The 13601-nt window shown below is 44.0% G+C and carries 14 protein-coding genes; 5 read left to right on the plus strand and 9 right to left on the minus strand.

What is annotated here, in order from left to right; genetic code table 11:
• Window position 1: 1 nt before the first annotated feature.
• Together B3O12_RS06750 and B3O12_RS06755 are read left to right on the plus strand one after the other, a co-directional pair.
• Window positions 2-1201: an MFS transporter gene (locus tag B3O12_RS06750; protein ID WP_286755743.1), complete on the plus strand. Its 1200-nt coding sequence runs from the start codon at window positions 2-4 to the stop codon at window positions 1199-1201.
• Entirely contained in the window at window positions 1191-1877 is a 687-nt protein-coding gene (locus B3O12_RS06755) for a lysoplasmalogenase (protein WP_286755744.1), read from the plus strand. The genes B3O12_RS06750 and B3O12_RS06755 overlap by 11 nt, the downstream gene beginning before the upstream one ends.
• Here the strand turns inward: B3O12_RS06755 and B3O12_RS06760 are convergent.
• From B3O12_RS06760 to B3O12_RS06770, 3 genes are read right to left on the minus strand one after another with little or no spacing between them, the layout of a single operon-like run.
• Entirely contained in the window at window positions 1874-2575 is a 702-nt protein-coding gene (locus B3O12_RS06760; protein WP_189630344.1) for a head GIN domain-containing protein, read from the minus strand. The genes B3O12_RS06755 and B3O12_RS06760 overlap by 4 nt on opposite strands.
• A gap of 56 nt (window positions 2576-2631) precedes the next feature.
• Window positions 2632-3981, minus strand: coding sequence for an MATE family efflux transporter (locus tag B3O12_RS06765; RefSeq protein ID WP_229838643.1), 1350 nt, complete (start codon window positions 3979-3981; stop codon window positions 2632-2634).
• Window positions 3981-4529, minus strand: a complete 549-nt coding sequence (locus B3O12_RS06770; RefSeq protein WP_189630343.1) for an NUDIX domain-containing protein — start codon at window positions 4527-4529, stop codon at window positions 3981-3983. Before B3O12_RS06770 ends, B3O12_RS06765 begins: the two co-directional genes overlap by 1 nt.
• Window positions 4530-4588: 59 nt before the next feature.
• On the opposite strand from B3O12_RS06770, the gene B3O12_RS06775 reads away from it, so the two are divergent.
• Window positions 4589-5185, plus strand: coding sequence for a ribonuclease HII (locus tag B3O12_RS06775; RefSeq protein ID WP_286755745.1), 597 nt, complete (start codon window positions 4589-4591; stop codon window positions 5183-5185).
• 55 nt (window positions 5186-5240) lie between these two features.
• On the opposite strand, the gene B3O12_RS06780 is transcribed toward B3O12_RS06775, so the two are convergent.
• Both B3O12_RS06780 and B3O12_RS06785 read right to left on the minus strand, forming a co-directional pair.
• Window positions 5241-5705 carry a nuclear transport factor 2 family protein gene (locus tag B3O12_RS06780; protein WP_189630341.1) on the minus strand — a complete coding sequence of 155 codons (465 nt, stop codon included), beginning with the start codon at window positions 5703-5705 and terminating at the stop codon, window positions 5241-5243.
• 178 nt (window positions 5706-5883) lie between these two features.
• Entirely contained in the window at window positions 5884-8265 is a 2382-nt protein-coding gene (locus tag B3O12_RS06785; RefSeq protein ID WP_286755746.1) for an ABC transporter permease, read from the minus strand.
• Between the two features lie 287 nt (window positions 8266-8552).
• On the opposite strand from B3O12_RS06785, the gene gcvT reads away from it, so the two are divergent.
• Window positions 8553-9641, plus strand: a complete 1089-nt coding sequence (gene gcvT / locus B3O12_RS06790; RefSeq protein WP_286743586.1) for a glycine cleavage system aminomethyltransferase GcvT — start codon at window positions 8553-8555, stop codon at window positions 9639-9641.
• A 154-nt stretch (window positions 9642-9795) separates the two neighbouring features.
• Window positions 9796-10494, plus strand: a complete 699-nt coding sequence (locus B3O12_RS06795) for a 2-phosphosulfolactate phosphatase (RefSeq protein WP_286755747.1) — start codon at window positions 9796-9798, stop codon at window positions 10492-10494.
• A 402-nt stretch (window positions 10495-10896) separates the two neighbouring features.
• Here the strand turns inward: B3O12_RS06795 and B3O12_RS06800 are convergent, their stop codons facing one another.
• The 4 genes from B3O12_RS06800 to dtd form a co-directional block, all read right to left on the minus strand.
• On the minus strand, window positions 10897-11673 hold the full coding sequence (locus B3O12_RS06800) for an aspartyl/asparaginyl beta-hydroxylase domain-containing protein (RefSeq protein WP_286755748.1): 777 nt from the start codon (window positions 11671-11673) through the stop codon (window positions 10897-10899).
• Between the two features lie 78 nt (window positions 11674-11751).
• Window positions 11752-12609, minus strand: coding sequence for a DUF6263 family protein (locus B3O12_RS06805; protein ID WP_286755749.1), 858 nt, complete (start codon window positions 12607-12609; stop codon window positions 11752-11754).
• A 34-nt stretch (window positions 12610-12643) separates the two neighbouring features.
• Window positions 12644-12988 carry a nucleotide pyrophosphohydrolase gene (locus tag B3O12_RS06810; protein ID WP_189630335.1) on the minus strand — a complete coding sequence of 115 codons (345 nt, stop codon included), beginning with the start codon at window positions 12986-12988 and terminating at the stop codon, window positions 12644-12646.
• Window positions 12988-13440: a D-aminoacyl-tRNA deacylase gene (dtd, locus tag B3O12_RS06815; RefSeq protein WP_286755750.1), complete on the minus strand. Its 453-nt coding sequence runs from the start codon at window positions 13438-13440 to the stop codon at window positions 12988-12990. The genes B3O12_RS06810 and dtd overlap by 1 nt, the downstream gene beginning before the upstream one ends.
• Between the last annotated feature and the right edge of the window lie 161 nt (window positions 13441-13601).

The following is a 13601-nucleotide window of genomic DNA, read 5'->3' on the forward strand; positions in this document are numbered from 1 at the left end:
CATGACAGAGCAAAACAGCATTTTTTCCCTGCAGTTCATTTTGCTCTGCCTTAGCTCGTTTCTCTTTTTTTCGAGCTTCAACATGATTGTGCCCGACCTGTACGACTACCTCACCACGCTTGGCGGTGGCGAACTAAAAGGGTTGGTGATTGCTCTATTTACGGTTACAGCCGGATTATCGCGCCCATTTAGTGGAAAACTGTCAGACACGGTCGGGCGAATACCGGTTATGATTTTTGGAGCAGCCGTGTGTTTTGTGGTCGGCTTTCTTTATCCATTGTTGAGTAGTGTTTGGGCATTCATGCTGCTACGCTTTCTGCATGGATTTTCTACCGGCTTTAAACCTACCGGCACCTCGGCCTATATTGCCGATATTGTACCCAACCACAGGCGTGGAGAAGCCATGGGCTATTCAGGGCTGTTTGGTAGCCTGGGCATGGCAGCAGGCCCTAGTTACGGCCCGAAAATAACTGCATGGTTTGGTCTGGACACCATGTTCTATACCTCATCTGTTTTGGCCATTCTTTCGGTGCTCATTCTGGTAGGCATGAAAGAAACGCTTCCCGAAAAGCAGCCCTTTCGTTTGGCATTGCTCAGGATTAGAAAAACCGATGTATTCGAACCAAGGGTAATTAATCCTTCGATATTGTTCTTGCTCACCTCCTTCTCTTTTGGCGCAGCCCTAACGCTAATGCCCGACCTGGCGATTAGTGTTGGCTTCGATCAGGAAAGCAAGGGCATATTTTTCCGCTATTTCGTTTTCTCTTCCCTTCTCATTCGTATTCTGGCCGGTAAAATTTCAGATAAAAAAGGGAGGGTTTATGTGCTTAAGTGGGCCACTATAGCAATAGCTCTGGCCGATATTATGGTGGCTTTTACACATACCAAACCCATGCTACTGGCCAGTTCAATTGCTTTTGGTATTGCCGTTGGCTTAAACACGCCCACCATTTATGCCTGGACCATAGATCTAAGCCATGACAAAGCCCGCGGACGCGGCATTGCTACCATGTATATAGCCCTGGAAATAGGTATTGGATTAGGAGCTTTTGCGGCCGGACTCATCTATGGCAATGTGATTGAAAATTTACGAGAAGCCTTTCTGGCTTGTGCCATACTCTCTCTTTTGGGCTTCTTATTTTTAAACTTCGGCTTATCTTGGGGAGAAAAACTGTTTAACAACCCTTCCGATGAGGTTTAACCCAAAAGCTACGCCCTTTTTTTTGCTCAGCGTCTTTCATTTGGCCGCGTTATTAGCCGACTGGACTCTCGTGGGTCAGATCACTAAACCTTTACTCATTCCTTCTCTGTTTTTATACTTTGTTAGAACCACTCCCAAAAGCCCTCTGAATGGATACATCAAGGCAGCTCTGGTTTTTTCATTTTTGGGAGACACCCTTCTTATTTTTAGCGGAAACAATGCCTGGTTTTTTCTGGCCGGTTTGCTAAGCTTTTTGTTGGCTCATGTAGTCTATCTTCTTGTGAACATGAGCGCAGTAACGGTTTTGGAAAAAGGTTTTAAACCGCAATGGCAAGACATTCCCTTTATGCTGTATGGTTTGGCCATGTTTTCAGTAGTTAAGCCAGGACTAGGGAATATGTATGCGCCTGCTTTGCTTTACACAGTTATTATTTGCCTAATGGCAATCACGGCCAGAAAACGATGGAAGAGGACGGACTCCGGTAGTTTTTGGCTTATAATGGCTGGGGCTCTATTTTTTGTATTGAGCGACAGCATTCTTGCCTACAATCGGTTTGTAGCACAAGCCTCCTGGGGTACCCCGGCTATTATGGCCACCTATTTAACCGCACAATTTCTGCTAATTGAAGGTTATCGCGAGTTTATTCTAAAAGTGAAAAATCCAGAAGCGAATTAATTATTTCGCCTAACTCTGCCAGAACCTGAAACACTAGTGTTCACTCCAGTGGGTTGACCCGAATAGTACACACTACCACTGCCGGAAATTCTTACCTCCAGTTCGCCAAAAACTGCAACTGATGCCCTCCCAGACCCGGTGATGGTTATGTTGTAGTCATCGGCCTTTAGACTTTCTGCATAGTACTTACCTGAGCCGCTTATGCCTAGTGATGCTTCTTGGGCCGACCCTTTAAGGTCTATGTTGCCGGAACCGGAAATCTTAGACTGTATTGTTTTAGCATCTACTTCCAGCTCTATATCTCCCGAACCGGAAATGGACAATCTCAAATCGTCAGTTTTTATAAGTCTTTGCCCTATAACATCTCCTGCTCCGCTAACAACCACCTCTCTAAGATCGCGAACGGTAATGTACACATTCACCCTACCAGTGCCTCGGTCGCCCCAGCTAAACCAACTTCTTCTTGATCGGCTTGAAATACTCAGTCTATTGCCTCGCACTTCGGTAATCACTTCTTCGAGTGTCTCACCATCAGCCTCCACAATCACCTCATTCTTATTGCCTTGCGTTACATATACTTTGCCGGAAATATTCATGGCAATGCCGTTGAAGTCTCCCACATTTCTGGTTTCTTTTTGCTGAGACCAGGCTGATAGAACCACAAAGCTCAGCAACACAACAAAAATTGTTCTTCTCATAATCGACATATTTTACAAAGTATAGACCTAATGAAACGGCCAAGGTTGCATGCCTTCTATTGGGCCAATATCTTTTTTGTAGCCAATCTATTAAATCTGGTGTACAAAGCAACTGCGGCCACGGTAAGGCCAATTAACAAACCATACCAAACGCCCTGAGGGCCCAAATCGAGTACAAATCCAAACACATAACTGCTTGGTATAGCCAGCCCCCAATAAGAAAGTAAGGTAATCCAGGTAGGTACCCGCACATCTGACATACCCCGCAAGCAGCCCAAACCAACCACCTGAACTCCATCTGACAACTGGAAGAGACCGGCAATTACAATCAGTGAGCTGGCAATACCCACCACTTCGGCATCATCTACATACAGCTTTGGAAAAAAACCGTTAAACAGAATGTAAACCAGCGAACAGGCCGCCATAAAAACCAAAGCCATAATGAAGCTGGTATTTCCTGCCCTTCTCAAATTCGGAAAATCTCCTTTCCCCAATTGGTTACCCACCCTAACAGTTGAAGCTGCCGATATTCCGGAGGCCATCATATAACTAATGGCCACCAGGCTAATGGCAATTTGGTGGGAAGCCAGAGGAACTGTGCCCAACCAGCCCATCATTACGGCCGCCATAGCAAAAGCCCCTACCTCAAAGATGAACTGCCCTCCCGTAGGAATACCAATTTTTAGCATGGGCTTAAAGAAGTCCGCCTTAAACCTGTTCAATACAAACCCGGCTCTAAAAGCCTTGAAACGATGATAGCGTCTCACAAATACCAGCATGGCAATGGCCATTAGCACTCTGGAAACTAGCGTAGACCAGCCGGCTCCATTGAGCCCTAACTCCGGGAAGCCCCACTTACCAAAAATGAGCAGGTAATTAAGCAACACATTTAAGCCGTTGGCCAAAATGGTAATGTACATAGTGGGCTTGGTAATAGACATCCCTTCAGAAAACTGGCGGAACCCCTGAAAAACAATAAGCGGAAAAAGAGAGGAGGCAATTATGAAAAAGTAGGGAGTCCCTAAATCAATTACTTCTGCCGGTTGTCCCATATAAGGAAAAACTGCGGTAAGTGAATACATGAGCATTACCATTAGCAGGCCTAATACCAGACACAAAATAATTCCGTGTCTTAGCAAGCGAGTAATCAGGTCGTTGTCCTTTTTACCATCAGCCTGAGCCACCATGGGGGTTATACCATACGAAACACCAATGCCGAACATCATAAACACCGCCAGAAAATTACTGGCAAACGAAGAAGCAGCCAACTCTTTAGGCCCAAGCTGCCCCACCATTATACTATCGACAATACCTACCATAATATGCCCCAACTGACTGAGCATAACCGGATAGGCCAACAAAACCGTTTTGTTAAAATGATCTTTATAGGATAATAATTGCGCCACTAGATATTTTTTATTCGGGCATACTTGAGTAGCCCACCCACACTCAGACTATCGGTAATACGACCATCCATTACCCATTCTATAGCCTCTTTTACAGGAAGCTTCTTGATAGCTATATCTTCCGTCTCGTCAAACTGAGTTTCACCTTGTGAAAGTTCCGTTGCCACGAAAACCATACCCAACTCATCGGTCACAGAATTGGAGGTGTGGATTTTGCACAGAAATTCCAGCTTTTGAGCAATGAGTCCGGTCTCCTCTTTTAGCTCGCGCAAAGCACCTTCCTCATAGCTTTCGGTAAAGGGCACCGCACCCATAGGAATCTCCCAACTGTATTCGCTGAGCGTATATCTGTATTGGCCCACCAACCAGGTATTGCCTTCACCGTCTACAGGAATAACTCCCACAGCCCTCCCTTTGAACGATACCTTACCATATATACCCGGCTTTCCGGAAGGGTTAATTACCTGATACTCATTGAGCCTTATCCATTGGTTTTCATAAATCAACTTTTCGCCAAGGGTCTTCCAGGGACTTTTCTCTTTGCTCATGGCCCAAAAATAGAGAAAGCTTTCAAGTTGTTGAGGGCTATTGTTAAGTTTAAACCACAATGTTAAAGGCATACTACAAAGAGGGAATTGTTGAGGCAGGTTGCGATGAAGCCGGCAGGGGACCTCTGGCCGGACCGGTAGTAGCAGCGGCAGTAATTCTGCCAACAGACTACAAGCATCAGCTTTTAAACGATTCGAAAAAACTGAATAAAAAGCAGTTGAATGAACTGGAAGAAGTGATTAAGCACCATGCGCTGGCCTACTCTGTGCAAGAGGTAAGTCACTCTAAAATCGATGAGATTAACATACTAAACGCCAGCTACCTGGCCATGCATTTGGCCATAAAAGACCTAAGTATTACTCCTGAATTGTTGCTTATTGATGGTAATCGGTTTAAGCCCTATCCCGGCATTGCCCATGAGTGCATAGTAAAAGGCGATGGCAAATACATGAGTATAGCTGCTGCATCCATACTGGCCAAAACACATCGCGACAGAATTATGACCCAACTGGCTGAGCAATATCCCGGTTACGGATGGGAAACCAATGCAGGCTACCCCACCACTAAGCACCGCGAAGCCATCAGAACACTGGGCATAACACCCTACCATCGTAAATCATTCAGGCTATTGCCCGAGCAGCTGGAACTGTTTTAGCAAATTTTCAGCCCGACAGAGCGAAGAGAAGACTTTAAACACCAAAGAAACCGGCTCAATGCTGTTGATATACCTTGGCCACAATTCGCCAGCCGCTATCAAATTTGAGCAAACTCAAATAGTCTGTATACACATGTTTCCCCTGGTTGAACAACTCTACCTTTACCTGTGCAGCATGGCCCGTAACATCTACTAAGGCAAACTTATGATCCCACTTGTTTTTGGGGTCGCCAGGGTCGTAGTTGTTGGCCTTTCTTTTTTCAACCCCATCGGCCCAAACCGCAATAGGGTATTTACTTATAGACTCACCTTTGGGAGAGTAAATAGCAAAATCTTCATGAAACCCCTTTCGCATGGCATCTGCATTCAGCTCATTAAATGCCCCGTTGATATAGGCCTTCAAGATCAGCTGTTTTACTTCCTCTTCTGCCTTTGCTTCAATAGCATTTTTGTGGGTAAAAGATAGGGTTAGCAGTGCCACGAGCATAAGTGACGTGCTAAGGATCAGTATTCTTTTCATAATGGAGAGCTTTTGGTTTATAAACTTCCTAACTCATTCACGAAGCCATGGGTTACAAAGGCTTGAGTCAAAACGGAACGTCATTCCCCTATAGGTCAGTGATCTCCATCGTTTTTTGAGCTAAAACTATAAAGAAATGCCTCTAAAGAGGAATGACGTGCTATTTGTGCAATTCTTGCTATTCGTAGCGGAGCGACTCCACGGGGTTTCTTTTGGCTGCGTTAATCACTTTACCGGAGATAGAAATGAGGGTCACTAACAGTATGATAACAATAGGAACCAGCGCACTAATGAAGTTTGGAGTTACATGATAAGTCCAGATTGTGCCCATTAGAAGACCGGCTAGATAAATACCCAGCCCTCCTCCTAGTATTGAGGCTACGCCTACAATAATGAGAAACGGACGATTAATAAGCGTGGTGATTTTGGCTATTGAAGCTCCTAACACCTTTCGAATACCAATTTCCTTGGTTCTGCTTTGAATGTTTATAGATACCAGAGTGAACAGACCTATGGCAGAAAGTACCACGGCTATTACAGCCAGGAATATGAACATCTGCACAATATTCTTGTTTACATCGCGCGCTTCACCCAAAACGTTTATATCGTGGGTATAAATGGAGGTTGGTCTGTCGGGCACTACTTCTGCCCAGGTAGACTCCAGAAAATCGCGCGTAGCCCCCATTTCCTCATCGCTCACTCTCACAATCACCATGTTCAGGTCGCTTTCATTGCGTAGCCTGAGCATTACGGGGTTTATGGGCACCCAGAGACCAAACACGTAGAAGTCCTTTACAAGTCCTACCACGGTATATTGCAATGAGTCGTTCATAGTTACTCGCTGTCCTACGGGATTCTCCCAACCCATACGAGCCGCCATTCTTTCGTTAACCACAACGCTTCGGGCCTTATCGGCCTCCTTATTGGCTGCATCGAAGCTCCTGCCGTCTAATACCTGTAGGCCGATAGTTTCAACATAATTGAGCCCCACATCTAATATGGTTGCCTGCACCTCAGAGCTCTCCGCCTTTAATTTGGTTTGATATGATCTCCACCCCACATGGCCGCTGGTTAGGGCCACTTCATCGATGGATGGGTTGCTGACTATTGCTGTTTTGAATCGCTCGGCTTCATTGGCACTATTTAACTGTACCATTAAAACGCCTTCTTTTTCGTAACCCAGATCAAGATTCTCCTGAAAATTTGAGTTTTGAACGAAGGCAAAGCCTAATACCAATGAAAGCACAGAAATAAGCATTTGGATGCCCAACAACACCTTTGAGAGCAAGCTTGATGAGCTTACTTTGAGCGTTCCACGCAAAATGGCAACTGGCTTGTATCTACTCACAAATATGGCGGGGTACCCTCCGGCCAATACCGCTGTAAGAACTAAAGTAGAGCAGAGGAAAATAATCATTCCCGGATTGTTCCAAAGGGTGAGCACTACATTGACATTGGGCCACATGTCGCTGTATTTGGGTACTAGCCACAACGAGAATAAAAGGGCTAATCCCAGAGCCAGGAAACACAACACCAGGTTTTCGCCTAAAAATTGAAACACCAGTTGACCGCGCGAGCCCCCCACTGTTTTGCGAATACCAATTTCTTTCAGGCGTTTGTTAGACATGGCTATGGCCGTGTTGGTAAAGTTGAAGCAAGCCAACAGCAATATGAGCAAGGCCATAATGTTGGGGGCAGTGATATGAGCAGGATGTAGGGTTTCGTTACCCAAAGTGGTGCCATCAACATCTCTTTGGTTAAAAGCTACATCGGCCATGGCTTGCACCCAGAAAGAATTAATTGGGAAATCCTTTTTTACCTCGGCTTGTAATGGCGCATACTTTTGAATCATGCCCGGCAAGGCCTGAGCTACCTGCGGATCTGCGGTTTGAATGAAAAGGCCATCTACAAAGATGGACCAATCGTCTTTGTCTACATTGAAGTTGCGGTGAAAGTTTTCGAAATCTGTAATGAGCTGAAACTGCAATGAACTCTGCAGGCCCGGTTCTTCAAACACTCCCCCCACAGTAAGGAGTATGTTGGGTCGCTCTGAAAGCACCAACTCAACGGTTTCTCCAACGGCATTTTCTTTGCCAAACAAAGAAATGGCTGTTCGGTTAGAGATTAGCACACTGGAAAGCTCTTTGTAACTGGCCGCATCGCCATGCAAGATGGGAAAGGTGAACATTTCCAAAAAATCATCATCTACAAAAGCCATAGTGCGATTGAACACATTGCTTTCGCGTTTAATTGTAACCCCTGATCGTTCGAACCGGCTCACCCGTTCTACTCCCGGCACTTCCGATTTGAGTAAAGGCCCCAATGGCAGGGGAGCTTGACCAAAAGGCTGGCGGGCTCCATTCTGATCGATGTACACCGATACCTGATAGAGCTGGTCATAGTTCTTGTGCTGTTTATCAAAATTGAGTGCAAACTCGTAGTTCAGAAAAGCTACAATACAACAGGCTAGCGCCAAACCGAGACCAATAATGTTAATGAACACGAAAACCTTGCTTTTGAGCAGGCTTCTTACCGTTACTTTTAAAAAATTTTTAAACATGAGTTTTGACCTTTGTTTTGGTTTGAAATTCTACTTCTAATCAAGCCGAAAAACAGCCTTGAGCTCTCTTTAATTCGCTGCTCCGGCAAGCATTCAGTATTAAAGACAGGTAGCTGACAAGCTCCTCTCTGCAAATTAGAAGCGTTGGCATATTTGGTTTATAACCAAATAGATGCACAAAATCATTTATGGGTTGCCTGAACCCGAAAACAGCCTGAGAATTAATTTAACCAAAGCCTTTTTTTTATACCTCAATGCTTACTTTTGTCGAGCAAAACGAGATAGAAATGGAATTAAAAAAAGTAGCATTAAACGACCTTCACGAAAGTCTGGGGGCTAAAATGGTTCCCTTTGCCGGTTACAACATGCCCGTGCGGTACACCTCAGACATTGAGGAACACAACACCGTTAGAAATGGTGTGGGAGTATTCGATGTTTCACACATGGGAGAATTTGTTTTAGAAGGACCTGATGCACTTGATTTAATTCAACGAGTAACCAGCAACGATGCATCTAAACTAGTTGACGGGCAGGCCCAGTATTCTTACTTACCCAATGACAAAGGGGGAATAGTGGACGACTTGCTGGTGTATCGCTTCAATGAGCAAAAATACATGCTCGTAGTCAATGCCTCAAACATTGAAAAAGATTGGGAGTGGATTAGCCGGTTCAACCACAAAGGAGTAAGCATGAGAAACGTTTCAGATTCTCATTCACTTTTTGCTGTGCAAGGTCCAAAGGCTGTTGCCACGCTTCAGAAGCTAACTTCTGTAGATTTATCTTCCATTAAGTTTTACAACTTTGTGGTAGGGCCAATGGCAGGAGTTGAGTATGTTATAATTTCGGCAACAGGCTATACCGGTGCCGGTGGTTTTGAGATATATGTACACAACGACCATGCAGAATCGGTTTGGAAGCAGATTTTTGAAGCCGGAGCCGAATTTGATATTAAACCCATTGGTTTAGGAGCCAGAGATACCCTGCGTCTGGAAATGGGTTACTGCCTCTATGGAAACGACATTACAGACGAGACCTCTCCTATTGCTGCCGGTTTGGGTTGGGTAACCAAGTTTACCAAGGAGTTCACTAACTCAGAGGCTATTCAAAAGCAAAAAGAGGAAGGGGTTTCCACCAGGCTTATTGCCTTTAAAATGATTGACAAAGGAATTCCCAGAAGTCATTATGAGCTAATGGATGCCGAAGAAAACGTTATCGGTGAGGTAACCTCGGGAAGCATGTCGCCTACTCTGGGTATTGGCATCGGCTTGGGCTATGTGAAGAAAGAATTTAGCAAGGCAGGTACCGAAATTTATGTTGCTGTACGCAATAGAAGATTAAAAGCGGAAGTAGTAAAACTTCCTTTTGTGCAGAAGTAAAGGAAATCAAAGGGTGGTGAACAACCAGCAAGTGAACCACCCTGAATTTATTTCAGGGTCCTCTTCTGCTGAGATTCCGAAATGAATTCAGAATGAGACCCACACCATTGATAGTTACCAACTAAGAATTAACAAATAAATTACCCTTCCATTAATGAACATAGACGTTTGCTACACTCCGGAATTGATCCATCAGTTTGACGTTACTGACAAAACCGTTGTAGTTATTGACATTCTCAGGGCGACCTCGTGCATGGTAGCCGGCCTGGGTACGGGTGTGGCAAGCATTACCCCGGTAGCTACCGTTGAAGAGTGTGAAGCTCTTGGTGCTCAAGGTTATGTAATGGCCGGAGAGCGAAACGGGCAAAAGCTGCCCCAGTTTCAGCTGGGCAATTCACCATTCGATTATATGGAAAAGGGGCTAAAGGGAAAGAAGGTTGCGACCACCACTACCAATGGCACTCGCGCACTGGACTTATCTAAAGAAGCTCCCGAAGTAATTATTGGCGCATTTTTAAACCTTAAGGCAGTAGTTAACCATCTCTCCAAAACCAGACGAGATATATTGCTTTTCTGTGCCGGATGGAAGGGTAAGTATAACCTGGAAGACAGCCTTTTTGCCGGAGCTGTTTTAGATGGACTTAAGAAGCAAGCCGAGTTCGATTCTGACGCGGCCACGGCTGCTTTTTACCTTTTTCAATCAATGGGTAAAGACCCCTACTATTTCATTAGCCGAAGCAACCATGCCAAACGCCTTACAAAATTCGGTATCATGAAAGACATAGAATACTGCTCGCGCTGCAACGAGTTTGATGTTGTGCCGAAACTCAAGAATGGGGAATTGGTGATTTAATTCGTTGCAGAAGGGTAGAGTATTCCATTCATAAAGTTAGCCTATTGATTCCCACTCTATCTATACTAACATAGCTAGTTAAGATTACTGCATAGCAGTGTAATTGTAATAAAGTATAGGATTACTTGGTTAGATCACCTAAAAACAATAGACAACTCCAGCTACAAGCTGTGTCTTCAAAGTACCTTATAAGAGCCATTTGTGAAGACACAAACGGTAACAAAATATCAAAACAGGGACCAATCGGTAACTCTAATAAAATAGTAAGCCATATTAAGATAAACTGTGCTCAAAACAACCGGATTGCCAAATCAAGGATCCTTACTAGCGATAAATGATGCCTCACAAATGACGAATCGGACCAATCCCTGATTCCCCGTTAACTGATAACTCTTAACCAACCTACCCAGCCTGCGGCTTCAAATCTACCTGAACCTCTGCATTTTTAAGCACCTTCTTCAGGCGTTGGCTTTTTTCCCTGAGGCCATATACCCACCGGTTCATAGGCTGGAATATTTTAGGTAAATCGGTGCGGAAAACATCGCAGAAAAGCACCACACGGGTTTCATCTGTTTTATTCCACACCGCATGTTTAAAGGTGTCGTCAAAGAGCACATCTTCACCTTCCTTCCAGTCGTAGCGCTGGCCACCATTCACTATATAACACTCCCCTTCTTTGGGAATAATTAGTCCGAGGTGATAGCGGTACACTCCTTTATAAAAACCATTATGTGGGGGAATATGCTTTTGAGGCCCTAAGATTGAAAACATGGCCGTGGTAATGCCCGGAATCTGCTTGAGCAACTCCGTTGTTTTAGGGGCTTTGGCACAGTTAGACTCCTGCCAGTTATCGTAAGCCTTAAACATAAAAACTCTCCAGGGCGATTTGTCCCCATCGTTGATAAAACGCTGAATTTTGTCTACCTCATGAAATTTCGGAATGTTCTGCTCATTCCTTAGTATTTCCAATAGTTCGGCCTGAATTACCTTCCAGTTGTCTTTAAGCAGTTGGTGGTCTTTAAAATGCTTTTCCAAATCTACCATAGGCGGATTTCTATAGAAAAGCCTAAGTACCAATGAAAAGGTAATGGCTATAAGGCTAGGCTCTACAAAGTAGAGAATCACATTCAGAACAATGAACGCGACAATTACAACTCCTATGATTTCAAGAACTAACATGACCAGTGTTATTCATTTGTTTGATTGATGCGTGTCTAACGATTACTAACCAATGCAAAGTTTCCTGAAGCAGAAAAATTATTGCATCGTCACTTTAAATGTTGAGTTGGTAACCACCGTCATAGGAATTACCATACCCTGAGCTTCTACATCACCGGTTACACTTTGTTTAATAGTCACCGTTTCGGGCAATCCATTGCTCGTGCTAATCACATATTTATTTTCCTGTGTACCCGAGAGTTTGGTTTTCATTACCATACCCATTTGTTCAATGTTTCCATCGAGGTTCACCTTGGCATTTGCCAAAATGGTATTAGCATTTTCGTAGCTATAGGTTGTAGCTGTTTCGATTGGGGCATTGTTCACTACCAGTTTGTTTGTCTTTTGCCATGTCTGGCTGTTGCCTTCAGGGTATATATTGAACTGCTGATTGAGTGAACTCAAGATGGTTTCTTTATCGTACACAGAAATAATCTGCCCTACTTCGCTACCGTATATCGTGCCTTGCAAATCTGACTTCAATCCGTTGACAAGCTCTTCCAGACCATAAACAGCTGTTACCTTGCCCTGAGCCGTCATAGTAAATTCATAAGATTTATCCACCATTAACCTAAACGGTAAATTCTGTTCGCCCTCGTTTTCAGAAGACATTTCCATTTGCATCATATCGGCATTGATGGCAAATGAACGCTTAAGTGCAGTGGTTTTGATGCGATATTCACCATTTTCCACGGCCAGTACTTCAAAAAAGTCTTTGGTTTGCTGAACCTGCTCCATCTCAGTAGACTGTCCCATAACCTGTTGGGTAATGTCTTGATTGAGGCTCATTTCAATACTGAACTTATCGCCTTTCTTTAAGGTGTATTTAGAAATGTTTTGAGCAGGTAATTGAGTGAATATGCAGGCAAGCAATGCCCAGGTAAATATCGTTTTCATGATTTAGAGTTTGCGCGAATATAACGGATAATAGTTAGGATTTTAGTTTTTCATTATTCTTGTGCCGGTCTTTGTCGCGCGCGGTCTTTTTGGCCATTCTGCGCTCCCATGCCGCCTGCAGATCGGTTCCCGTTTGATTGGCCAGACAAACCACCACAAAAAGCACATCGGCTAGTTCTTCGCCCAAATCTTTGGCTTTGTCTGACTCTTTTTCTGACTGTTCCCCATATCTTCTGGCAATAATTCTGGCTACCTCACCTACTTCTTCACTGAGCTGAGCCATGTTGGTCAATTCATTGAAGTACCTTACTCCCACTGTTTTTATCCAGTGATCTACTTCTTCCTGCAGGGCAGAAATTCCCTTTATTTCTGTACTCATTATTTTTTGTCTTTTGTGTCTATGATAATGGTTACCGGACCATCGTTAATCAAAGATACTTTCATATCGGCTCCAAACTCACCCGAAGCCACTTCTTTTCCTAAGTCAATTGCCAATTGTGTCTTAAAGGCTTCATAAAGCGGAATAGCGATGTCGGGTTTTGCTGCTTTAATGTATGAAGGCCTGTTGCCTTTTTTGGTGCTGGCATGTAGTGTAAACTGACTTATTACCAAAGCTTCTCCTCCACTGTCAATCAGGCTCTTGTTCATCACCCCATTTTCATCATCGAAAATGCGCATATTGGCAATTTTTCGACTTAGCCATTCTACATCTTCCTGACTGTCGGCCTCCTCAATACCCAACAGAATCATCACCCCTTGACCAATGGCCGATTTTAATTCTCCACCTATGGCTACTGACGATTTCGAAACTCGTTGTACTACTGCTATCATGTTTCAAAAAAAGGATTTAGCCTTCTAAAATCGAAGGCGGGGGATAAATAATTCAAAAAGACAAAGCCATCATTCCGGAATTTTTCTCTCAACTTTTTTGAGAGAAAAAATATAGGGTTACTTACTGAAGTCGCAAGAAGTATATTTCTGAACCTTGCCTC

The organism is Roseivirga sp. UBA838, from assembly GCF_002296035.1.
Classification (GTDB): domain Bacteria; phylum Bacteroidota; class Bacteroidia; order Cytophagales; family Cyclobacteriaceae; genus Roseivirga; species Roseivirga thermotolerans.